Genomic DNA, 22336 nt, shown 5'->3' on the forward strand with positions numbered 1-22336 from the left:
ATGGCATTGCACGATATCGTCAGCCCGCTGCCGGGCACCTTCTACCGGCGTCCGTCGCCCGATGCGGACTACTACGTCGCGGTCGACGCGATGGTTGCCGCCGGCGCGGTGGTCGGCCTCGTCGAGGTGATGAAGCAGTTCACCGAGATCGAAACCGATGCGGCCGGGCGCGTGGTCGAGCTGCTCGTCGAGGACGGCGAGCCGGTCGACGCGGGCCAGGTACTGATGCGGATCGAGGGGTGATGCGATGAAACCGGCAACTTCCCCCGACACGTTCTACCGCCCGTCGCGGATCCGGACCGTGCTGGTCGCGAACCGCGGCGAGATCGCGGTGCGTGTGATCCGCGCCGCGCGCGAGCTCGGCATGCGCGCGGTCACCGTGGTCAGCGACGCGGACCGCGACAGCCTCGCCGCGCGCATGGCCGACGACGCCATCCACATCGGCTCGTCGCACGCGGCGAAAAGCTACCTGAATCCCCCCGCGATCCTCGACGCCGCGCGGCAGTGCGGCGCGGACGCGATCCATCCCGGCTACGGCTTCCTGTCCGAAAACGCCGCATTCGCCGCGCAGGTCGAAGCGGCCGGCCTGATCTTCGTCGGCCCGGATTCGCAGGTGATCGCCACGATGGGCGACAAGGCCCGCGCACGCGAAACCGCGCGGCGCGCCAACGTGCCGACCGTGCCCGGCAGCGACGGCGTCGTGCAATCGCTCGACGAGGCACGGGACGTCGCCGCGCGCATCGGCTACCCGATCATGATCAAGGCAGCCGCCGGCGGCGGCGGGCGCGGCATCCGCGTCGCGCACGACGCCGCGCAGCTCGACGCCGAGCTGCCGCTCGCGCAGCGCGAGGCGCAGGCCGCGTTCGGCGACGGCGGCGTGTACCTCGAACGCTTCATCGCACGGGCGCGCCACATCGAGGTGCAGGTGCTCGGCGACGGCCGCAACGTCGTCCACCTGTTCGAGCGCGAATGCTCGCTGCAGCGGCGGCGCCAAAAAATCCTCGAGGAGGCGCCGTCGCCTTCGCTCACGCCCGCGCAACGCGACGCGCTGTGCGCGTCGGCCACACGCCTCGCGCAAGAAGTCGGCTATCGCAGCGCGGGCACGCTCGAATACCTGTTCGACGACGCACGCGGCGAGTTCTACTTTATCGAGATGAACACGCGCATCCAGGTCGAGCATCCGGTGACCGAAGCGATCACCGGCATCGATCTCGTGCGCGAGACGCTGCGCATCGCCGACGGCGAGCCGCTGCGCTTCGCGCAGCAGGACATCGCGATGCGCGGCGCGGCGCTCGAATGCCGGATCAACGCGGAAGATCCGCTGCAGGATTTCCGCCCGAACCCCGGCCGGATCGACGAACTCGTGTGGCCGACCGGCCCCGGCGTGCGCGTCGATTCGCTGCTCTACCCGGGCTACGTCGTGCCGCCGTTCTACGATTCGCTGCTCGCGAAGCTGATCGTGCACGACGAGAGCCGTGCGGCCGCGCTGCGGCGGATGGCCCGCGCGCTGGGCGAGCTGCACGTCGGCGGCCTGAAGACGACCGCGCCGCTGCACGTCGCGCTGCTCGCGGACGACGACGTGCGCGCCGGGCGCTATCACACGAATTTCCTCGAGGCGTGGATGCCGCGCTGGCGCGAAGCCGCCACCGCCGCCGCGCAACGACACGCAACCGACAATGCAGACGCCGTGCGCGTCGGGGAGGCGATGTGACGACCCGTTATACGTTCGGCGGCGACGAGTTCGTGTTCGTCGAAATCAGCGAATCGATGTCGCTCGATGCGTTCTTCAAGGGCACGGCAATCACGCGCGAACTACAGCGCCGCGCGGTGCCGGGCATCACCGAGATCTGTCCGGCGAATGCGTCGTACCAGGTGCGCTACGACCCGGACGTGATCGAGCCCGACGCGCTCGTCGCGCTGTTGAAGACGATCGAGGCCGAAGTCGGCGACGCGCCGCTCGAACTCGACACGCGCATCGTCGAGGTGCCGGTGCTCTACAACGACCCGTGGACGCACGAGACGCTGATGCGGTTCCGCGAACGCCATCAGGATCCGTCGTCGACCGATCTCGAATACGCGGCCCGCATCAACGGCAAGCGCGACGTCGACGCATTCATCGCCGCGCACTCGGGCTCGCCGTGGTTCGTGTCGATGGTCGGCTTCGTCGCGGGCCTGCCGTTCATGTACCAGATGGTCGAGCGCGAACGCCAGCTCGAAGTGCCGAAGTACCTGCGGCCGCGCACCGACACGCCGAAGCTGACGGTCGGCCACGGCGGCTGTTTCGGCTGCATCTACTCGGTGCGCGGCGCGGGCGGCTACCAGATGTTCGGCGTGACGCCGGCGCCGATCTTCGACCCCGCGCAGCGGCTCGACTACCTGCACGACTTCATGGTGTTCTTCCGGCCCGGCGACATCGTGAAATTCCAGCCGATCGATCGCGATGCGTACGACGCGGCAGTGGCGGCCGTCGAGGCCGGCACCTTCTCGCTGCGCGTGCGCCCGGTGAAATTCTCGCTCGACGCATTCCTGCGCGATCCCGATGCGGTCAACCGCTCTCTCGTCGAGGTGCTGCATGCAAACTGACGCGCACAACCTGATCGAAGTCGTGAAACCCGGCCTCGCGACGTCGGTCCAGGACATGGGCCGGCAAGGCTATTACCACGTCGGCATTCCGCCGTCGGGCTCGCTCGACCAGTACGCGTCGCGCGCGGCGAACCTGCTGGTCGGCAATCCCGAAGACGCGGCCGTGCTCGAATGCACGCTGCTCGGCCCCGAGCTGATGTTCCATACGGACGCGCTGATCGCCGTCACCGGCGCCGAGATGACACCGAAGATCGACGGTGTCGGACAGCGCTGCAACGTCGCGCTGTGGATCCGCGCGGGCAGCGTGCTGTCGTTCAATTACGTGAAGGCGGGCGCGCGCGCGTATCTCGCCGTCGCGGGCGGCATCGACGTGCCGGTCGTGCTCGGCAGCCGCTCGACCTACACGCTCGGCGCGATCGGCGGCCACGCGGGCCGGCGCCTGCAGAAAGGCGACCGGCTGCCGATCGGCATCCCCGTCGGCACGCACCGCGAAGGGCGCGAGCTGCCGGCGGCCGTGAGCCGGCCGCTCGACAACCAGGTCGAGCTGCGCGTGCTGACGGGCCTGTACCACTACCGGCTCACCGACGATTCGGCGCGCACCTTCTTCGACGACGAATGGACGGTCGCGCCCGAAGCCGACCGCATCGGCTACCGCTACAAGAACGGCCGCGCGCTGCAGTTCCGGCCGCGCGAGCAGCCGTTCGGCGCGGGCGCCGATCCGTCGAACATCGTCGATGCGTGCTACCCGATCGGCTCGATCCAGGTGCCGGCCGGGCTCGAGCCGATCATCCTGCACCGCGACGCGGTGTCGGGCGGCGGCTACGCGACGATCGGCACGGTCATCAGCGCCGACATGGACCTGATCGGCCAGATGCAGCCCAACCACCGTGCGCGCTTCGTGCGCGTGACGATGGCCGACGCGCTCGCCGCGCGCCGCGAGTATCAGCGGCGCCTCGCGCTGCTGCGCGCCGTGCTGCGGGACTGAGCACCGGGCGCCCGGCCCGCGTGCCGGGCGTCGTTCGCCACCACCCTTTTTTCGCTGTCGTTTCCCGCCCGCACGGCTGTGCGCCGCGCGGCGGGGACGCTTGCGCGCTGTTTCCGTTCCTGTCGAACCGGTTGCCCGCCCGACGTCGGGGCAACCCTGCGGATCGCATGTGCCGCGGCCGAGACGTCGTTCGCAGTTTCCGCTCATCAAGGAGCACGATCATGGCCAACCTGGCTCAGGGCCGCCCCGACGAGGATCTCGACCTGTCGACGCTCGCCGTTCCCGACCACGCGCGCATGCCGCCCTTTTCGCTGACGATGGCGTGGTGGGCCGTGTGCAGCGCGGTGTTCTACATCGTCGTGGGCGCCACGCTCGCGCTCACCTACGGCGCGCGCAACGCGCTGATCGGGATGGCGCTGTCGGTCGTGTCGTACGGCCTCGTCAACACGATCATCAGCCGCTATGCGATCCGCACGGGACTCTCGGTCGCGCTGTTCTCGCGCGTGCTGTTCGGCAGCGCCGGCGCGGCGCTCGCGACGCTGATCTTCTTCGCGACGGCGATCTACTACGCGGTGTTCGAAGGCTCGGTGATCGCGGTGGCCGCGCATCACCAGTTTCCCGGGCTCGACTACAAATGGGCCGCGCTGATCGTCGTCTGCTACAGCGTGCCGCTCGTGTTCGGCAGCGTGCAGCACTGGCTCGACAAGTTCAACGGCGTGCTGCTGCCGTTCTACCTGCTCGGGCTGCTCGCGGCGGTCGGGCTCGCGACGGCCGAATACGGGTATAACGCAGCGTGGCTCGATTTCGGGCCGACGGGAGCCGCACCGGCCGGCGGCTGGTGGCACTGCTTCGTCTACTACATGGGCGTGTGGGTGCTGATGATGTTCACGTTCGACTACGCGCGCTTCGGCCGCAAGGAGGACGCGGGTTATCACGGCCGCTTCAACTTCGGGATGCCGTTCTACCTCGTCACGTTTCTCGTCAACGGCGCCGCCGGCATCTATCTCGTCAGCACGATTCCAGGGCTCGGTACGCTCTCCGAAGTATCGGTCGTGCTCGCGCTGCTGAAGCTGATGAGCGTGTGGGGGCTGCTGTTCGTGTGGGTCACGCAATCCCGCATCAACACCGCGAACTACTACCTCGCGACCGTCAACATGCAGGCGTTCTTCCTGAAGCTGGCCGGCCTGCGCGCGCCGAAGTTCGTGTGGGCGCTCGTGGTCGGCGCGGTCGTCTATGCGCTGATGATGGCGGACATCTTCTCGCGGATCCTGCAGGCGCTCGCGTACCAGGGCATCTTCGTCGTCGCCTGGGTCGGCGTCGCGCTCGCGCACATCCTGTCCGACCGGTACGGGCAACTCGTCGGCGACGACGTCGAATGCCGCGACGCGCATGTGCCGACCTTCAACCCGGGCGGGCTGGCCGCCTGGTTCGCCGGCGCGTTCACGGGACTCGCGCTGAACCAGGCGACGGGGTTCGCCGCGTCGCTGTCGGCGCCCGCGACGTTCGTCGTGTCGTGGGTGGTCTATCGCGCGCTGCTGGGCACGGCCAAGCGGACCTGGTTCGTGCGCAATACGTGACGGGACGCCCGCGCGCCGCCGCGCCTCATCCGATCGTCTGCACCGCGTTGCCCTGCGCATCGCGGATCACGGTCTTCTCCACGCGCCAGCGCACGCCGTCGAGCCCGTCGACCGCATACTCGCCGGCGCGCGGCTGCAGCGTGCGCGCCAGCGCCTGCACCGTCGCGTCGGTGAGCTGCAGCGTCAGCGTGCCGTCCTCGTCGGTCACGCCGTTCGCGTCACCGTGCACGAAGCGCACCGCGACGTCGTGACCGACCAGGCGGAACGGCCGGTCGAACGGCAATCGCAGCGGCAGCAGCGTGACGAGTTCGTCGACCTGCCGCGCGCCGACGGTGATCTCGATCACGGGCGCGCGCAGCAGCCGCTTGCGCGTTTCCCATCCGAGCACGTCGGTGAACAGGTAGCCGCTCGACGAGCCGTCGCGCTGCGTCCCGGCGTCGACCGCGGCGCGCACGTCCGCGCGTTCGAGCAGCGACGTGCGACCGAGATCGGTCACCCATAGCGGCATATGCGGCAGCAGCGTGTCGAGCAGCGCGCGCGTGCGCCAGCGCTTCGCGGCACGCTCCTCGTCGAGCGTCAGCCCGACGATCTGCAGGAACGCCAGACTGCCGTGCGGCGTCTCGATCGCCGGCAGTTCCGGATCGAATGCGAAGCCCATCGAGCAGAGCTGCGTATCGGTATCGAGCGCGATCGGGCCGTTGGCCGTCATCCAGTGGCCGTCGTCGAACGCGTTGCCGCTCTGGAACACGTAGCGCGCGAGGTTCTGCAGGAAGCTGAACACCCAGTTCGGCGGTTCTTCGTCGGCGGCGCCGCACGCGACGCGCATCGTCAGCTCGAATCCGAAGCCGCTGACGGCCGGATCGTCCGACTCCTTCGCATACAGCTCGGAGAGCCCGTACGTGACGAAATGCCAGTGCGGCACGGGTTCCGCGCGCTTCCATACGCTGACGCCGTCGAGCGGGTCGCGGCCGCCGAGCCGCCACTTGAGCAGCGTGCCGTAGTGCTTCGGCTCCTGCCCCGGATAGAGGCGCGCCAGCGCGCCGTCGATCGCGTCCCAGCCTGGCGCGCTGTCGTCGGCTGCGCCGTCCTGCGGGTCGTGTGATGCGTCCGTCATGTGGCCCTCTCTCCCGGGTGGCGCCCCGGTGGGTGGTGTCGGTGCGTGCGGCGGCGGCCAGCAGGCCGCCGTATGCGTCACACGTGTGCCGCCGCGCCGTCGATCGATGCGCGCACGCGCTCGACGAGTTGTTGATCGACCGGCGCCAGCACCTCGCCGCGCGGCCGTACGCCCGAACCGAAATGCACCGCGCGCACGCCGGTGGCACGGACGAAATCGCCGACCGCGTCGACCGTGAGCCCCGAGCCGGCCAGCACCGTGCAGGTCGAGCCGGCCGCCTGCCGCACCAGCCGCGTGATCGTCGCGACCGCGTCGAGCACCGACGGATGGCCGCCCGACGTCAGCACCGACGTGACGGCCGGCACGCGCAGCAGCGCGTCGAATGCGGCGTTGAGGTCGCGCGACACGTCGAACGCACGGTGGAACGTCAGCGCGCGGCCGTCCGCCGCAGCCGCAATGCGGGACAGTGCGTCGAGATCGACGTCGCCGCGCGCGTCGAGCGCGCCGAACACGACGCCGTTCGCGCCGGCCGCGACGGCCGCGCGCACGTCGCGTTCGATCACGCGCAGATCGTCGGCGTCATAGACGAACGACCGGCTGTGCGGTCGCACGATCACGTTGACGGGAATCTGCACCGCGGCCACGACGGCTTCGATCAGGCCGACGCTCGGCGTCAGCCCGCCTTCGGTGATCGCGGTCACGAGTTCAAGGCGGTCGGCGCCCGCGCGGGCGGCGGCCTTCGCATCGCCGACGGTCGTGGCGATCACTTCGAGGAGAACGGAAGAGGCGGCGTTTCGGTTCATGGGCGGCCCGCGAATCGTCTGGACAATTCGCGCATCCTAGCCGAGCCGCGTGACGGACGCCAGCGTGCCGGCCGCCGCGCCGTCAGCCGCACGCCATCAGTCGCACTGTCGGTCGCGCTGTCAGCCGCGCCGCGCGAGCCACACGCCGACGAGCGCGGACAGGCCGGTCACCGCGACGCCGGGTGCGAACCGGAACATCCGCGCGTTCACGTCCACGCCCTGCTGCTGCAACACGTCGACGATCCCAGGCGCCAGCAGCAGCGTCACCCAGCCGATCATCCCGAACGCGGTGGTCGCGGTCGCGACGAGGAGCGCGATGCCCGCGCCGCGCGCGCGTGGCCGGAACGCGCCGGCAAACGCACCCACGGCCAGGAGCACGGCCGACAACCCGATCAGCACGGCGACGAACACGAGCATCGCCCCCGCATGGCCGAGTTTCATGAACGCCATCATCTGCGCGGTGATCACGCACATGCCCGCGATCGTGAACATCACGATCGCCAGCGCATTGCGCACGAAGCTCACGCGTTCGCCTGGAAATACGCGGTCGCGGGGCGCCGGAACATCAGGTAGACGAACAGCGCGAACAGCAGGACGCCCGGAATCAGCACCGCGTACATCGACGCCGGCATGTTGATGAACGAGAACGCGAAACTGAACACGGCCGTCGCGATGTAGGTCTTGCGCGACCATTCGCGGCCCTTGAGGATCGCGATGCCGACCACGACATTCACGACTTCGAGGATCACGCTGATGCCGAGCGTCGCCCAGACGGGCAGCAGGTATTGCGACAGCAGCGCCTGGGTGGTCGGCATGCCGATCGTGAAGGGCGTATAGATGCACGTGATCGCGTTGGTCACGATGATGATCCACGCGAGAATGGTCAGCGAAATCGGTCTTTTCATTGTGTTTTCCTTGTTATTCGCCGCCATGGTGGCCCCCGGGACGGCGCGCTCGCGGTCACGATGGCCGCAGTCGGGCCATTGTCGGGGAAGCGCACGGCGAACGCAACGGACGGCCCGCGCCGCTCGCGCCGTCCGCCGCCTGCGGTGCGCGCGGCGCTAGCCGGCGTCCGCTTCGTCGTCGCGCCAGTCGATATCGCCGCACAGCACGCGCTGCGCATCGCCGACCCGCACGGCCACCGACAGCGTCACGCACGGCTGCGCCTCGTTGATCGACAGGTACGGCCGCGTGACCTGCACGCGCCCCGGCTCGGCGATCGCCGAGCGGAAATACGGCCGGCGCAGCCAGTTCGCGCCCTGCGCGTCCGCCAGCGGCGAGAAGCGCGCCTCGGCGAGCGCGCGGTCGGCGCGCAGCACGACGTTGCGGCCCGACTGGCGGCCGTGCGCGTCGAGCAGGAAGCAGCGCGCGGCCGCGTCGAGCGCGAGGAAGTTCCAGCACACCTCGTCGAGCGGCTCGCCGGCCGCGAGACGCTCGGCCGCGCGTTCGAACGCGCGCAGGTACGGCGCGATCCGCTGCGCATCGCGCCGCTCGCGCGCGTCGGTCTGCTGCCGAAAACGCTCGGTCAGCTCGCCGATGCAGCCCGTCGCGGCCGCGCTGTCGGGCAGCCCCGGCGCCGGCCGGCCGAAGTAGTAGCCCTGTACGAAATCGGCCTCGCACGACAGCGCGATCTGCGCCTCGTGCTCGGTCTCGATGCCCTCGACGAGCACCAGCTTGCCGGCCTCGTGCAGCAGCGTCACGAGCCCGTGCAGGATCGCGGTGAGCCCGGTGCGGTGCGCTGCGTGCGACAGCATGATCCGGTCGAGCTTCACGATGTCCGGGTTCAGCTGCCAGATCCGCTCGAGGTTCGAGTGACCCGCGCCGAAATCGTCGAGCGCGATCAGGAAACCGTGCGTGCGGAATTCGCGCACGGCCTCGGCAAGCCGCTCGACGTCTTCCGCGCGCTGTTCGAGCACTTCGAGCACGATGCGGCGCGGCGGCATGCCGAGCCGCTTCAGGTTCGCGAGCAGCGCGGCCGCCTGGAACGGGTCGGTGAGCACGCCCGGATGGACGTTGAGGAACAGCCATTCGCGCTCCGCGCCGAGCAGCGCGAAGTTCTCGAGATGCAGCGCCTGCGCGAGCCGGTCGAGCTGCAGCAGCTCGCCCTGGCGCGCGGCTTCGCCGAACACGTCGAGCGGCGACACGGCGCGGTCGAGCGCATCGTGCGCGCGCAGCAGCGCCTCGTAGCCCACCGCACGCTGGTGCGACAGGCTGAATATCGGCTGGAACACGGTCGTGAGCGTCAGGTCGCGGTGCTGCGTCGCCAGACGTTCGAAGCCGGAACTCACCTCCCGCTCGAACCGGTACGGCGACGCGGCGGCCGGACGCTCCTGTTGCACGATCGTCATGCCTTCCTCCTGGTATTGCCTTCGAACGCGGCGCCCGACGAAGCGAGCGGCGCGTGCAATGTCATGGTTGGACCCTCGGTTGCCCGGTCGGCGCCGGACGGCTGACCAACATCAAGCAAGCTCCGTGCAAGGCTCGGACAATCCGTGCGCGGCGCAGGCCCACCGGGCTGCCGCACCATCTCGGCGCATCTCCGACGCACCATTTTCGTGCACACGCACCGGCCTCTCGAACGCACCCGTCACGCTGTCACGCTACACTCCGTACGATCGTTTCATTCCCCGTATTCGCCGTATCGATGGAAATCGTCTTCACCGTCCTGATCCTGCTGCTGACCGTCGCGCTGTCCGGCGCCGTCACGCGCATCCTGCCGTTCCAACTGCCGTTGCCGCTGATGCAGATCGCGTTCGGCGCGATGCTCGCGTGGCCGAAGCTGAACCTGCACGTCGCGTTCGATCCCGAAATCTTCATGCTGCTGTTCATTCCGCCGCTGCTGTTCGCGGACGGCTGGCGGATTCCGAAGCGCGAGCTGTACCTGCAGCGCCGCGCGATCCTGATGCTCGCATTCGGGCTCGTGTTCATGACGGTACTCGCAGTGGGCTACTTCGCGCACTGGCTGATACCCGAGTTGCCGCTGCCGATCGCGTTCGCGCTCGCGGCCGTGCTGTCACCGACCGACGCGGTCGCGCTGTCCGGCATCGCCGGCAAGGGCCGGATCCCGCCGCAACTGATGCACATCCTCGAAGGCGAGGCGCTGATGAACGACGCGTCGGGCCTCGTCGCACTGAAATTCGCGATCGCGGCCGCGCTGACGGGCATGTTCTCGCTGCGCGACGCGTCGGTCACGTTCGTGATCGTCGCCGCCGGCGGGCTCGCGACGGGCGCGATCGTGTCGTGGGCATTCAGCGCGCTGTCGACGCGCTTCCTGAACGCCGAGCAGGAAGGCGATCCGGCCCCCGGCATCGTGATGACGCTGCTCGTGCCGTTCGCGGCCTACCTGTTCGCCGAGCACCTCGACCTGTCGGGCGTGCTGGCGGCCGTGTCGGCCGGGATGATGATGAACTACACGAGCTTCTCGCGTAAAAGCACCGTCGCGTCGCGCGTACGCGCCGAAAGCACGTGGGCGATGATCGAGTTCGTGTTCAACGGCATGGTGTTCATCATGCTCGGGCTGCAGCTGCCGCACATCATCGGCCGCACGCTCGTCGACGCGCACCACACGAGCGACGCGCTCGTCGGCCGGATGGTCTTCAACGTCTGCGCGATGATGCTCGCGCTGTATGCGATCCGCTTCCTGTGGGTCTGGCTGCTGCGCTGGTTCGCGAGCCGTCGCGCCGCACGCCAGGGCCTCACGGGCACGATGGCCGGCGTGCGCACGATCGCGGTGATGACGGTCGGCGGCGTGCGCGGCGCGGTCACGCTCGCCGGCGTGCTGTCGATTCCGGTCGCGCTGTCCGACGGCGTGCCGCTGCCGGGCCGCGACACGGCGATCTTCGTTGCATCGGCCGTGATCCTCGGCTCGCTCATCGTCGCGGTGATCGGCCTGCCGCTGCTGCTGCGCGGCGTGCGTTCGTCGCGCAGCCCGCTCGGCGACGAGGAACGCGCCGCGCGCGCCGCCGCCGCTCAGGCCGCGATCCGCGCGATCGACTCGTCGCACGACGCGATCTCGGTCGATCTCGACGAATCGGGCGCCGCACGCTGCGCGGATATCTCCGCACGCGTGATGGACCAGTACCGCCGCCGCCTCGCGACGCTCGCCGAGGACGGCCCCACGCCGCGCGCGGAAGCGAAGCAGGCCGAAACGATGGAACTGCAGATGCGGATCGCGGCCGTGCGCGCGGAACGTTCCGCGCTTTATCGGCTGCGCAGCGAGAGCAAGATTTCCGACGAGACGCTGACGAAGCTGCTCCGCGAGATCGACCTGTCCGAGACCGCGCTGTCGACGCGCAAGAAAGGCATTCTCTGAAGGTCCGGCCGCTGCCTGTACGCAGCAGCTTGGACCCAACAAAAAACGGCGACGCTCAAGCGTCGCCGTTTTCACATCCGACCGCGTTCGCGTTACTTCGCGACGACGACCGGAATCCCCTTCAGCATTCCCGCGCCCTTCATCTCGTCGAGCGCGTGCTGCACGGCCGCGCTCGTCGCCGCTTCGATGCCGAGCTGCAGTGCCAGCTCGCGCTCCGCGCGCTTCACGCCGGCAAGATTGCGCACCTTCACGTGCCCGAAGCCGCGCACGCGGGCATGCAGGTCGGCCAGTTGCACGACCTGCGCCGCATTGCCGGCGGTCGTCGCGGCGAGCGCACGCGCGAGCGTCGTCTCGTAGTCGTCGGCGAGCGCACGCTCCATCCTGCGCTCGACGGTGCGGCCGAACGGATCGAGCCACGTGCCGCGCAGGCTGCGCACGCGCGCCAGCATGCCGAACACCGGCCACATCCACTGGCCGAACACGCGCTTCTTCGGCGCGCTGCCGTCGCTGCCGGCCTTCGCGACCGTCGGCGGCGCCAGGTTGAACTTCACGCGATAGGCCTGCCCCGGCACGCCTTCGAACTGCGCTTCAAGCGCCGTGCGGAACGCGTCGTCCGTGTACAGCCGCGCGACCTCGTATTCGTCCTTCACCGCGAGCAGCCGGTAGAACGTCGTCGCGACCGCGCGCGTCAGCGCTTCGTCGCCCTTCGCGCGCGCCGCGCTCACGAGCGCACGGTAGCGCTCGACGTAGCGTGCGCCGCCGTACGCGTCGAGACGCGCTTCGCGATCGGCGATCAGTTCGGCGAGCGTCTCCGGCGCGGCATGCGCGGCCACCGTGTGGCGCGCGTTCCACAACGCATCGAGGCCTGCCGCGTCGCCGGCCGCCATCCGGCCGATCGAGAACGCGAGCTTGTTCATCGGCACCGCGACGTTGTTCAGCTCGATCGCGCGCATCATCGCCGCGTGCGACACCGGCACGAGGCCGAGCTGCCACGCGTAGCCGAGCATGAGGATGTTCGCGCCGATCGAATCGCCGAGGAACTTCGCGGCGAGCGCCTGCGCGTCGCAGCTCGACAGGTAGCCGTCACCGGCCGCGTGGTGCATCTTCTCGAGCAGCGCATCCGCATGCAGGTTCGCGTCGGGGTTCTGCACGAACGACGCGTTCGGGATCCGGTGCGTGTTGACGACGATCCGCGAACGCTCGTGACGCACCGTCTGCAGCGCCTCGGCGCTCGCACCCACGACCATGTCGCACGCGAGCAGCACGTCGGCCTGCTGCGTGTCGATACGCACCTGGTTCAGCCAGCGGTCGCTCGACGCGATCCGCACGAACGACAGCACCGAGCCGCCCTTCTGCGCGAAGCCCATGAAGTCGAGCACCGACGCGCTCTTGCCTTCGAGGTGTGCAGCCATGCTGATCAGCGCGCCGACCGTCACGACGCCTGTGCCGCCGACGCCCGTCACGAGCATGTCGAACGGCGCCGCGTCGAGATGCGTGGCCGGCACCGGCAACGCGTCGACGCGCGCAGCGAGCGCGGCTTCGTCGAATGCGGCACCGGCGGCCTTCTTCAGCGCCGCGCCTTCGACCGTCACGAAGCTCGGGCAGAAGCCGTTCACGCACGAATAGTCCTTGTTGCACGACGACTGGTCGATGCGGCGCTTGCGGCCGAGCGGTGTTTCGAGCGGCTCGACCGACAGGCAGTTCGACTGCACGCCGCAATCGCCGCAGCCTTCGCACACCGCGTCGTTGATGAACAGGCGCTTGTCCGGGTCGGGGAATTCGCCTTTCTTGCGACGGCGGCGCTTCTCGGCCGCGCAGGTCTGGTCGTAGATCAGCACGGTGACGCCCGGCGTTTCGCGCAGCTCGCGCTGCACGGTGTCGAGTTCGCTGCGGTGATGGAACGTCGTGCCCGTCGGGAACTGGCCATGATGGCCGTCGTACTTCTCCGGTTCGTCGGACACAACGACGAAGCGCGACACGCCTTCCGCCTCGACCTGCCGCGCGATCTGCGGCACCGAGATGCTGCCGTCGACCGGCTGGCCGCCCGTCATCGCGACCGCGTCGTTGTAGAGGATCTTGTACGTGATGTTCGCTTTCGCGGCCACGGCCTGGCGGATCGCCAGGATGCCCGAGTGGAAGTAAGTGCCGTCGCCGAGGTTCTGGAACACGTGCTTCGTGTTGGTGAACATCGCGTGCGCGGCCCAGTCGACGCCCTCGCCGCCCATCTGGATCAGCCCCGTCGTGTCGCGCTCCATCCACGACGCCATGAAGTGGCAGCCGATGCCGGCCTGCGCGATCGAGCCTTCCGGCACCTTCGTCGACGTGTTGTGCGGGCAGCCCGAACAGAAATACGGCGTGCGCTTCACCGCATCGGCCTCGTTCGACAGGATCTGCGGCGCGACGAGATCGACCACGCGCTCGCGGCGGTCGAGCGCCGGCTTGTGGCGCGCGAGCCAGTCGGCGAACACCGGCAGGATGCGCGACGGGCGCAGCTCGCCGAGCTCGGACAGCAGGCAGGCGCCGGCGGCGTCATGCTTGCCGAGCACGCGCGGGCGCGCGCCTTCCGTGCGGTTGTACAGGTAGTCCTTGATCTGCTGCTCGATGACGGGGCCCTTCTCCTCGATCACGAGCACTTCGGCCAGCCCGTCGACGAAGGTTTCGACGCGGGTCATTTCGAGCGGATACGACAGGCCGACCTTGTAGATCCGTACGCCGGCCGCGTCGAGGTCGGCCACCGTCAGGTCGAGGCGGCGCAGCGCTTCCATCAGGTCGAGGTGCGCCTTGCCGCAGGTCACGATGCCGACGTTCGCCTGCGCGCTCGGCGCGATCCACTTGTCGATGCTGTTGGTGCGCGCGAAATGGCGCACCGCGTCGAGCTTCGCGGCGAGCCGTGCCTCGATCGTGAGGCTCGGCAGGTCGGGCCAGCGGTTGTGCAGGCCGCCCGCCGGCGGCGTGAAGCCTTCCGGCGCCGGCCACTGCGTCTGCAGCGCGTCGAGATCGACGGTCGAACCCGATTCGACCGTTTCCGAGATCGCCTTGAAACCGACCCATGCGCCCGAGTAGCGCGACAGCGCCCAGCCGTACAGGCCGAATTCGAGCATGTCGGCGATGTTCGCCGGGTTCACGACCGGCATGTGCCACGCGATCATCGCGAAGTCGCTCTGGTGCGGCATCGACGACGACACGCAGCCGTGGTCGTCGCCCGCGACGACGAGCACGCCGCCATGCGGCGACGAACCGTACGCGTTGCCATGCTTCAGCGCGTCGCCCGCGCGATCGACGCCCGGGCCCTTGCCGTACCACATCGCGTACACGCCCTCGACCGTGCGCTCGGGGTCGGCCTCGACGCGCTGCGTGCCGAGCACGGCCGTGCCGCCGAGTTCCTCGTTGATCGCGGGCAGGAAGCGCACGCCGCCGGCGTCGAGCAGTTTCTTCGCCTTCCACAGCTGCTGGTCGACCATGCCGAGCGGCGAACCGCGATAGCCGCTGACGAAGCCGGCCGTGTTCAGCCCCTGTTCGGTATCGACCGTGCGCTGCATCAGCAGCAGACGGACCAGCGCCTGCGTGCCGGTCAGGAAGATCCGGCCGCGCGTCGCGGTCAGGTTGTCGGTCAGGCGGTAGTCGGACAGGGCAGGCGTGCCGTCGACGGGCAGGCGGGCAGTCATGGGGGGATGTCTCCGGATTGTGCTGTTCTGGGCTGCTCGGCAGGGCGTCGGGTGACGCGTGACTGGCGGCAGCGAATGGCTCTATTTTTTCGTGCGCGGCCGAGAATGTTTTTTCTCATCTTGCTCGGATGGGTCCTGAGTGAGAAAAACTGCGCAGCTTTTTGCCGGGATTTGAGAGAGTTTTCGCGCATGGTGGCCGGACGGGATCGGCGACCTGTCGGGGCGGGCGGGTCGTTTGCCGGGAAAGCTCGCGGCCGTCCGACGGCGGCCGGGGTAGGCGGCAGCTGACGCTCGCGCCCCGCTGGACAAGGGTTTCAGCGGCTGGAGGCGGTCATCCTCACCGTTGAGTTGCACAGCGTTCCGATTGGTCGGTGGCGCGGGATGTCCACAATGCCGCGCCCTTCCCGCAGACCTGGCTCGCGCGCTCACCGTTCGATTGCACAGCGTTTCGAGTGGCCTGGGAGACAGGGTTTCCACATCGTTGTCGACATGCGTTTGGCGCTTGCCGCGACGCTCACCGTTCGAAATCACAGCGTGGCGAGTGGGTTTCAAGCGTGGATATCCACATTGACGGGGACGTATTGCGTCGATGGGAGGCTCGTCTTCAGCGCTCGAATGCTCGGGGGCGCGGGTGGGTTTGCTGGCTGGAAGGGTGAGCCGGAACGCGCATGCCGGGCAATCGCGGACTCGTACTCATCGTGGAAATACATTGAGTCGCGAGTGGGTTTGTCGGCCGGACAGGCACGCTGGCACATGCATGCCGGGCAATCGCGGGCTCGTGCTCATCGTGGAAATACATTGGGTCGCGAGTGGGTTTGTCGGCCTGACAGGCACGCCGGAACCCGCATGCTGAACAACCGCGGACTCACACTCACTGTGGAAATACACCAGGTCGCGAGTGAGTTCGTCGGCCGGACAGGCGCGCTGGTACACGCATGCGGCACAATCGCGGGCTCGCGCTTATCGTGGAAATACACTCGGTCGAGAGTGGGCTTATCGGCCGGACACGCACGCCGGAACCCGCATGCTGCGCAATCGCGGGCGTGCACCCACCGTTGAAACACACTGGGTCGCGAGCACGTTTATCGGCCGGACACACACGCCAGAACCCGCATGCGGCACAATCGCGGGCGGGCGCTCACCGTTGAAATACACAGGGCTTCGAGTGTCTGTAAAGGCGGTTATCCACGCCCGATCCGGCATTGCCGACCGGCCACGCGAGCACCCTCACCGTTGAAAACCACAGCCCTTCGAGTGATTCGGGACGCAGGATATCCACATGGATGAGCATCCGAGGAGCGATCTCTGATCCGCGCCCCGGAACGAGCAACCGGCCGGCAAGCCATGCTGGAAGCGGCTCACCGGCCGATCGGCACTCACCCTCACCATCGAAATGCACAGTGCGGCGATTCGTTTCGGCGGCCGGATATCCACAAGGAAGTTCGTGTTGTCCCCGTTCGCATGCTCGCGCGCGAGCCTGAGATACGCGACACGTCGGACGGCACCGGTGGCCGAATGATGGCATCCTGGCGCGCTGACCGCCGGTCGCGTGTTCACGCTCACCCTTGCGTTGCGCAGCGCTTCGAGCCGCTCGCGAACGCGGCGATGCGCAGCGAAATCTGCGTATTGCGGACCACATGCCCGCGCGCACCGTTAAAATGCACGGCCTTCCGGGTAGCTGCCGGAACCGGATCTCCACGTCGCGGCACACGCGCGGTTCGACCACGCTTGCGCGCGTTCGGCTAGAATGCGCGGCGCTCCGAACCACGGCAACGATCGGAAAACCGCGCCAGGACAGGCGCATCGCCCGATCGGACACCACCCCTCACCGTTGAATTCCACAGCATTTCGCCTCGTTCCAGGGCGAGTTGTCCACAACCCGCTTCATGCATTCCGCATCATCCGGTGACCCTCACCTGTGAAATGCACAGGGCGCCGAGTCGTTTCAGTGTGGGGATATCCACAACCGATCGCGCGGCGCGACCTTCGCCGGACCCTCGGCAGGGGCGGCTCACGCATCCGCCGGCGGCTATCGGGCAATCACCGGAAAACCCCGTCCAGACGGCCTCGGCGGCACGCTCACCATTCAAATGCACAGCGTTTCGAGTCGCCTCGATGGCGGGTTATCCACATCCGTCCGGCCTGGCTGCATCGAACGGACATGCGCCCGCGCGTTGCGTTACTCGTCGATCGACCGAATGACCGCTGCCGGATTGCCGCCGACCAACACGTTCGGTGGAACATCCCGCGTGACGACGGCACCGGCCGCGACCACCGAATTCTCGCCTACCGTCACACCGCCGATGATCGTCGCACCGGCGCCGATCCAGACGTTCCGTCCGATCACGATCGGCTTCGCGATAACGGCGTCATGCCGCCGCGAAGGCTCGACGGGATGGCCGGACGTGATGAGGCTGACGTTCGGCCCGATCATCACGTCGTCGCCGATCTCGAGCCCGCCGAGATCGTAGAACGTGCAGTTCTGGTTGACGAACACGTTGCGCCCGATTTTCATGCCGGTGCCGCCTGTCGCATGGAACGGCGGGATCAACACGAAGCCGTCGTCCACCTGCGTGCCGATCAGTTCTCCGAATAATGTGCGAACCTCGGCGGCATCGTCGAATGTCAGGCGATTGATCCGCACGGCGATCGACATCGCCCGCTTGACCTCGGCCACCATCGCCGCCGATTCCGGCGTTCTTCTCGGAATGATCGTGATGCGATCGTCGTTTGCCATGCGTGAGTTGTCTCCCATGATTTCCCTGTTTCGCGATGCATCGGCGCTTGCGGAAAGATGCCGGCGTTGCCGCAGGCGCGGGCGCTGCGGACTCCGTGATGTCGTGCAAGAAACGCCGGCTCACGCCGGAATCTCCACCTATTTATAACTAGTCTTCACATAACTAGTTATCGACATACATCATTACGCCATAAGGCTTTTCCCAGTTTTCTGCACGATGCACGCACGACACACAACGCATCCTGCCATCCCCGCAGATAGCCGCCCCTGGCCGAGCGCCCCTAGCCGGGCGCCCCTGTCCGAACCGCCGGCGCTCGGGTACGCTTGAGCATCCACCGGACCGACAGCTGCACCCAAACGCGGAGGCACGATGAAGCTCTACTACTGGCCGAAAACCCGGGCATTCCGGGCCTTGTGGATGCTTGAAGAACTCGGCGTGGTGTACGAACTCGTGCCGATCGACCTGCGTTCGCACGAACAGGGCAGCGACGCGTTCGTGCAGGTCAACCCGATGGCCAAGCTGCCCGCGCTCGACGACGGCAGCGTGCCGTTCGCCGAATCGGGCGCCGTGCTGCTCTATCTTGCCGACCGCTGCCCGGGTGCCGGGCTCGGCGTCGCGCCCGACGATCCGCTGCGCGGCCGCTTCCTCCAGTGGATGTTCTTCACGCCGACCTGCCTCGAACCGGCGATGGCCGAAAAATTCACCGGCGCGTCGGGCAATCCGGTCGCGTTCGGCTGGGGCAACATCACGCGCGTGCAGCGCGCACTTTCGCAAGCGCTCGCCCATAGTCCGTGGCTCGTCGGCGACCACTTCACCGCGGCCGACCTGCTGCTCGCCAGCACGCTGAAGATCGCGTTCGACGCGCATCTGCTGCCGCACGAAGGCGTGCTCGGAGACTACGTCGCGCGCGCCGAGGATCGCGACGCCTTCCGCCGCGCGGTCGCGATCGAACAGCGCGAAGCGTCGCGTCTGCTGCATGCGTGACGTATAGACGTGTAGCGCATGGGCGGCGCGACCAGCCGCCCGCGAGCGCATCTACGCGGCCGGGCCCGACGCCGCGGTCCCGGCATTGACCACCGCGCCCGGCGAGCCGCGCTCGTCGGTGTCGGCGTCGACCGGCACCACTTCATGAAAATGCGTGTAGTCGATGTGCGTGATGCCGTCTTCGTCGTGCATCAGGTCGACATAGCGGTGGCGCCAGCGGATCTCGCCATGCTCCCAGGAATGACGCGCCTGCATCACCTGCGCGGTCGTCTCGTCCGAGCCTTCGATCGTGATCAGCAACGATGCGTCGCGCGCGGCGAGCGACTCGGGCGTCTCGCCAAACAGCGCGCTCGATTCGTCGATCACGTGCATCAGATTCCAGCCGAGCAGGAAGATCGGATGCTCGCTGCGCACGAGCGGCAGGTCGTGGATCTTGCGCAGCGTGTAGCCCTCGTGCGTGCCTTCGACGCGCATCAGCCGCAGTTTCGCCTGCGCCTCCGCAATCACGTTCTGGCGCGCATTCGCGGCGCGCACCATCAGCGTCATCCTGCCGTCCAACGGCCGCACGATCGCGTAGCGCGCGAACAGGATCTTCGCCTGCGGCCGCGAAAACCGCGCGAATACGAGCCCCGTGGCCATCGCAATCCCCGACATCCCGACGAAGATCTCGAACGTAGCGACCAAGTGCGCATAGACGGTCTGCGGATGCATGTCGCCGTAGCCGACGGTCGCGAGTGTCTCGACGCTGAAGAAGAACGCGCCGCCGAAGCCGGCCGGCGACTGGTTTGCGATCGGCGTATGGCCGAGCAGGTAGAGCGTCGCAAAACCGCCGTTGAGCAGTAGAAACAGCGCGGCGAGCGACAGGAAGAATACGGGCCAGCTCACCGTCAGCGCGCGGTGATAGAGGTCGCGCCAGCCGAGCGGCGGCATCCCGTACGCGATGACCAGGCGCGTGCCCGACCAGATCTTGCGGCCACGGCCGCGGGAGGCTGGGGAGGACGAATCGACATTCATCGCGTGGTGCCGGAAGCAGGGAGGCGATGAGCGTAGCACGCGCGGCGGCGGCCGGGTATGCGTGCCGGTTCGGAATGGAAATCCTGCGCACCGCCGGCCGCGCGGCGCAAAAAAAACCGGCCGCGGAAGCGGCCGGCTGCGTCGTCAGCGTGAGGACCAGCGCGCCGTGCGCGCGGCGCTCACTTGCGGTCGACGATCACCTGGTCGAACGTGCCGCCGTCCGCGAAGTGCGTCTTCTGCGCGTTCGCCCAGCTGCCGAAGACCTGCTCGACGCTGAACGTCTTCAGCGGCTTGAATTCGGCCGCATGCTTCTTAAGCACGTTCGCGTCGCGCGGGCGCAGATGATGTTGCGCGATGATCTCCTGCGCTTCCGGCGTGTACAGGTAGTCGAGATACGCCTGCGCGACCTTGCGCGTGCCCTTCTTGTCGACGACCTTGTCGACGACGGCGACGGGCGGCTCCGCGAGGATGCTCGCCGACGGGTACACCGCGTCGAACTGCGCGCCCGATGCGCCGGTGTCCATCAGCGCGCCTTCGTTCTCGAACGTGACCAGCACGTCGCCGATGCCGCGCTGCGTGAACGTCGTCGTCGCGCCGCGGCCGCCGGAGTCGAGCACCGGCACGTTGCGGAAGATCGCCTTCTCGAAATCGATCGCCTGCTGGTCGGTCGCGCCCTTCTGCTTCTGGAAGCCCCACGCGGCGAGATACGCATAGCGGCCGTTGCCCGACGTCTTCGGGTTCGCGATGACCACCTGGACACCCGGCTTCGCGAGATCGCTCCAGTCCTTGATCGCCTTCGGGTTGCCCTTGCGCACGAGGAACACCATCGTGGTCGAGTACGGCGAGCTGTTGTCCGGGAAGCGCGCGCGCCAGTCCTTCGGCAGCAACTGGCCACGCTCGGCGAGCAGGTCGATGTCGTTCGGCTGGTTCATCGTCACGACGTCGGCCTGCAGCCCTTGCAGCACCGACAGCGCCTGCGCGCTCGACGCGCCGTGCGACTGCTTGATCGCGATCGTCTCGCCGGTCTTCTGCTTGTAGGCAGCGGCAAAACCCGCGTTGATGTCCTTGTACAGTTCGCGCGTCACGTCGTACGACACGTTCAGGATCGACGTATCCGCGTGCGCGGCCGTCGCCGCCACGACCAGCGCCGCCGCCGCGCCCGTGTGCAGCCAGCGACCGATCCCCTTCATGCTTGCCATCGTGATATGCCCCGTTTCCAGTGGTGGTGAATGTGCGTGACGGCACGCGTACGCGCTGTCATCGAAACGTAAGCGGGCATTCTAGCGGCCGTGCGCGGCGCCCTTTCCAATCAGTCGTGGAAAGCAAATCTCGAATCCTGCTAAACGGCAGCGGACGCTCGCGTGCGGATCGGATCCGGTGTTAAGATCGCCGCTCAACCCATTTCCCGGTTCCTCCATGTCCGCTGCCCTGCGCTCGCTTCCGATCCTCGCCGCCGTCGCGGCAGGTGCGCGCGCGGTCGGGCTGAAACTGAAAAAACGACTCCTCGACTGACGGGGACGTCGCGTCCCGTCAGGCGAATGCCGGACGGGATGCCCGCAGGTCGTTTCTTTCTCCTTGCTCGCACGCCTCGCTCCGGCTCTCCGCCGGCGGAACGGTTCCTTCCCACTCCGTTTCCACCATGAGGCTTTGCATGAACACACGTTTCGAAGGTATCTGGCTGCCGATCATCACGCCGTTCCACCACGGCGAAGTCGACCATGCCGCGCTCGCGCGACTCGCGCGCCACTATGCGGCCGCGGGCATCGCCGGTTTCGTCGCGGGCGCGACGACTGGTGAAGGCGTGCTGCTCGACGCGCGCGAACAGGACGCGGTGTTCGCGACGCTGCGCGACGCGGCGCCCGGGCTGCCGATCGTCGTCGGGCTGACCGCGAGCGCGACGCATTTCGCGGCCGCCCGCGCGCGCGAACTCGCGGCGTTGCGGCCCGACGGGCTGCTCGTCACGCCGCCCGTCTACGTGCGGCCGACGCAGGACGGCATCCGCCGCCACGTCGAGGCGATCGTCGACGCGGCCGACCTGCCGGTGCTCGTCTACAACATCCCGTACCGCACCGGCGTGAACGTCGAACTGGAGACGCTGCAGGCGCTTGCGCGCGACCCGCGCGTCGCGGGCATCAAGGAATGCGGCGGGTCGCTCGACCGGATGAGCCGGCTCGTGCACGACACGCCGCTCGCGATCCTGTCCGGCGACGACAACCAGAACTTCGCAGCGATGTGCACCGGTGCGCACGGCGCGATCGCGAGCAGCGCGCACGTGCTGCCCGAATGGCATGTGCGCATCCATGCACTGCTGCGCGACGGGCGGCTCGCCGATGCAAGGCGCCTGTCGGTCGCGCTGCAGCCGCTCGTCGCGGCGCTGTTCGCGGAGCCGAACCCGGCGCCGGTGAAGGCCGTGCTGGCCGCGCAAGGGTGGTGCGAGGACGGTTTGCGACTGCCGTTCGTGCCGGCGAGTGAAGGGTTGAGGGCGCGGCTGGCGGCCATTTGTGCGGAACTGGAAACGCCCACGCAAGCTGTCGCGGCAGCGTAGGATCTCGCTCCCGAAA

17 protein-coding genes are annotated in these 22336 nt (G+C 68.1%); 8 read left to right on the plus strand and 9 right to left on the minus strand.

Annotation, left to right across the window (positions count from 1 at the left end):
• From BCEP18194_RS21560 to BCEP18194_RS21580, 5 genes are all read left to right on the plus strand, one after another.
• Positions 1 to 243: an acetyl-CoA carboxylase gene (locus BCEP18194_RS21560; protein WP_011353381.1), complete on the plus strand. Its 243-nt coding sequence runs from the start codon at positions 1 to 3 to the stop codon at positions 241 to 243.
• A 4-nt stretch (positions 244 to 247) separates the two neighbouring features.
• Entirely contained in the window at positions 248 to 1711 is a 1464-nt protein-coding gene (locus tag BCEP18194_RS21565) for an acetyl-CoA carboxylase biotin carboxylase subunit (RefSeq protein ID WP_011353382.1), read from the plus strand.
• Positions 1708 to 2583 carry a 5-oxoprolinase subunit B family protein gene (locus tag BCEP18194_RS21570; RefSeq protein ID WP_011353383.1) on the plus strand — a complete coding sequence of 292 codons (876 nt, stop codon included), beginning with the start codon at positions 1708 to 1710 and terminating at the stop codon, positions 2581 to 2583. Before BCEP18194_RS21565 ends, BCEP18194_RS21570 begins: the two co-directional genes overlap by 4 nt.
• Complete coding sequence (locus tag BCEP18194_RS21575) at positions 2573 to 3568, plus strand: biotin-dependent carboxyltransferase family protein (protein ID WP_011353384.1); 996 nt, start codon at positions 2573 to 2575, stop codon at positions 3566 to 3568. Before BCEP18194_RS21570 ends, BCEP18194_RS21575 begins: the two co-directional genes overlap by 11 nt.
• Positions 3569 to 3789: 221 nt before the next feature.
• A complete protein-coding gene (locus tag BCEP18194_RS21580; RefSeq protein ID WP_011353385.1) occupies positions 3790 to 5145 on the plus strand; it encodes a purine-cytosine permease family protein in 1356 nt (451 codons plus the stop codon).
• 25 nt (positions 5146 to 5170) lie between these two features.
• Here the strand turns inward: BCEP18194_RS21580 and BCEP18194_RS21585 are convergent, their stop codons facing one another.
• The 5 genes from BCEP18194_RS21585 to BCEP18194_RS21605 all read right to left on the minus strand — a co-directional run bounded on the left by BCEP18194_RS21585 (position 5171) and on the right by BCEP18194_RS21605 (position 9410).
• Positions 5171 to 6259 carry a suppressor of fused domain protein gene (locus tag BCEP18194_RS21585; RefSeq protein WP_011353386.1) on the minus strand — a complete coding sequence of 363 codons (1089 nt, stop codon included), beginning with the start codon at positions 6257 to 6259 and terminating at the stop codon, positions 5171 to 5173.
• A gap of 77 nt (positions 6260 to 6336) precedes the next feature.
• Positions 6337 to 7062 carry a copper homeostasis protein CutC gene (locus BCEP18194_RS21590; RefSeq protein WP_011353387.1) on the minus strand — a complete coding sequence of 242 codons (726 nt, stop codon included), beginning with the start codon at positions 7060 to 7062 and terminating at the stop codon, positions 6337 to 6339.
• Positions 7063 to 7182: 120 nt separating this feature from the next.
• On the minus strand, positions 7183 to 7587 hold the full coding sequence (locus BCEP18194_RS21595; RefSeq protein ID WP_011353388.1) for a hypothetical protein: 405 nt from the start codon (positions 7585 to 7587) through the stop codon (positions 7183 to 7185).
• Complete coding sequence (locus BCEP18194_RS21600; protein WP_041493131.1) at positions 7584 to 7967, minus strand: hypothetical protein; 384 nt, start codon at positions 7965 to 7967, stop codon at positions 7584 to 7586. Before BCEP18194_RS21600 ends, BCEP18194_RS21595 begins: the two co-directional genes overlap by 4 nt.
• Positions 7968 to 8123: 156 nt before the next feature.
• The gene (locus BCEP18194_RS21605; protein ID WP_011353390.1) at positions 8124 to 9410 is read right to left on the minus strand and encodes a sensor domain-containing phosphodiesterase; all 1287 of its coding nucleotides are present in this window, start codon (positions 9408 to 9410) and stop codon (positions 8124 to 8126) included.
• A gap of 296 nt (positions 9411 to 9706) precedes the next feature.
• On the opposite strand from BCEP18194_RS21605, the gene BCEP18194_RS21610 reads away from it, so the two are divergent.
• Entirely contained in the window at positions 9707 to 11374 is a 1668-nt protein-coding gene (locus BCEP18194_RS21610) for a Na+/H+ antiporter (RefSeq protein ID WP_011353391.1), read from the plus strand.
• 92 nt (positions 11375 to 11466) lie between these two features.
• On the opposite strand, the gene BCEP18194_RS21615 is transcribed toward BCEP18194_RS21610, so the two are convergent.
• On the minus strand, positions 11467 to 15039 hold the full coding sequence (locus BCEP18194_RS21615) for an indolepyruvate ferredoxin oxidoreductase family protein (RefSeq protein WP_011353392.1): 3573 nt from the start codon (positions 15037 to 15039) through the stop codon (positions 11467 to 11469).
• Positions 15040 to 17218: 2179 nt separating this feature from the next.
• On the minus strand, positions 17219 to 17776 hold the full coding sequence (locus BCEP18194_RS21620) for a sugar O-acetyltransferase (RefSeq protein WP_041492973.1): 558 nt from the start codon (positions 17774 to 17776) through the stop codon (positions 17219 to 17221).
• A gap of 370 nt (positions 17777 to 18146) precedes the next feature.
• Here BCEP18194_RS21620 and BCEP18194_RS21625 point away from each other — a divergent pair, with 370 nt between their 5' ends.
• Positions 18147 to 18761 carry a glutathione S-transferase family protein gene (locus BCEP18194_RS21625; RefSeq protein WP_011353395.1) on the plus strand — a complete coding sequence of 205 codons (615 nt, stop codon included), beginning with the start codon at positions 18147 to 18149 and terminating at the stop codon, positions 18759 to 18761.
• A 51-nt stretch (positions 18762 to 18812) separates the two neighbouring features.
• Here BCEP18194_RS21625 and BCEP18194_RS21630 read toward each other — a convergent pair whose 3' ends face one another.
• Together BCEP18194_RS21630 and BCEP18194_RS21635 are read right to left on the minus strand one after the other, a co-directional pair.
• Positions 18813 to 19775: an ion channel gene (locus BCEP18194_RS21630; RefSeq protein WP_011353396.1), complete on the minus strand. Its 963-nt coding sequence runs from the start codon at positions 19773 to 19775 to the stop codon at positions 18813 to 18815.
• 179 nt (positions 19776 to 19954) lie between these two features.
• A complete protein-coding gene (locus BCEP18194_RS21635; protein WP_011353397.1) occupies positions 19955 to 20974 on the minus strand; it encodes a sulfate ABC transporter substrate-binding protein in 1020 nt (339 codons plus the stop codon).
• Between the two features lie 452 nt (positions 20975 to 21426).
• Between BCEP18194_RS21635 and dapA the strand changes: the two genes are divergently transcribed.
• A complete protein-coding gene (gene dapA / locus BCEP18194_RS21645; protein ID WP_011353398.1) occupies positions 21427 to 22320 on the plus strand; it encodes a 4-hydroxy-tetrahydrodipicolinate synthase in 894 nt (297 codons plus the stop codon).
• Positions 22321 to 22336: the final 16 nt, after the last annotated feature.

The sequence above is a fragment of the Burkholderia lata genome, from assembly GCF_000012945.1.
Lineage (GTDB): Bacteria > Pseudomonadota > Gammaproteobacteria > Burkholderiales > Burkholderiaceae > Burkholderia > Burkholderia lata.

Coding starts and splice junctions, on each gene's coding strand:
- BCEP18194_RS21560 (WP_011353381.1), top strand. CDS start 1: ATGGCATTGCACGATATCGTCAGCCCGCTGCCGGGCACCTTCTACCGG.
- BCEP18194_RS21565 (WP_011353382.1), top strand. CDS start 248: ATGAAACCGGCAACTTCCCCCGACACGTTCTACCGCCCGTCGCGGATC.
- BCEP18194_RS21575 (WP_011353384.1), top strand. CDS start 2,573: ATGCAAACTGACGCGCACAACCTGATCGAAGTCGTGAAACCCGGCCTC.
- BCEP18194_RS21580 (WP_011353385.1), top strand. CDS start 3,790: ATGGCCAACCTGGCTCAGGGCCGCCCCGACGAGGATCTCGACCTGTCG.
- BCEP18194_RS21585 (WP_011353386.1), bottom strand. CDS start 6,259: ATGACGGACGCATCACACGACCCGCAGGACGGCGCAGCCGACGACAGC.
- BCEP18194_RS21590 (WP_011353387.1), bottom strand. CDS start 7,062: ATGAACCGAAACGCCGCCTCTTCCGTTCTCCTCGAAGTGATCGCCACG.
- BCEP18194_RS21600 (WP_041493131.1), bottom strand. CDS start 7,967: ATGAAAAGACCGATTTCGCTGACCATTCTCGCGTGGATCATCATCGTG.
- BCEP18194_RS21605 (WP_011353390.1), bottom strand. CDS start 9,410: ATGACGATCGTGCAACAGGAGCGTCCGGCCGCCGCGTCGCCGTACCGG.
- BCEP18194_RS21610 (WP_011353391.1), top strand. CDS start 9,707: ATGGAAATCGTCTTCACCGTCCTGATCCTGCTGCTGACCGTCGCGCTG.
- BCEP18194_RS21615 (WP_011353392.1), bottom strand. CDS start 15,039: ATGACTGCCCGCCTGCCCGTCGACGGCACGCCTGCCCTGTCCGACTAC.
- BCEP18194_RS21620 (WP_041492973.1), bottom strand. CDS start 17,776: ATGGCAAACGACGATCGCATCACGATCATTCCGAGAAGAACGCCGGAA.
- BCEP18194_RS21625 (WP_011353395.1), top strand. CDS start 18,147: ATGAAGCTCTACTACTGGCCGAAAACCCGGGCATTCCGGGCCTTGTGG.
- BCEP18194_RS21630 (WP_011353396.1), bottom strand. CDS start 19,775: ATGAATGTCGATTCGTCCTCCCCAGCCTCCCGCGGCCGTGGCCGCAAG.
- BCEP18194_RS21635 (WP_011353397.1), bottom strand. CDS start 20,974: ATGGCAAGCATGAAGGGGATCGGTCGCTGGCTGCACACGGGCGCGGCG.
- dapA (WP_011353398.1), top strand. CDS start 21,427: ATGAACACACGTTTCGAAGGTATCTGGCTGCCGATCATCACGCCGTTC.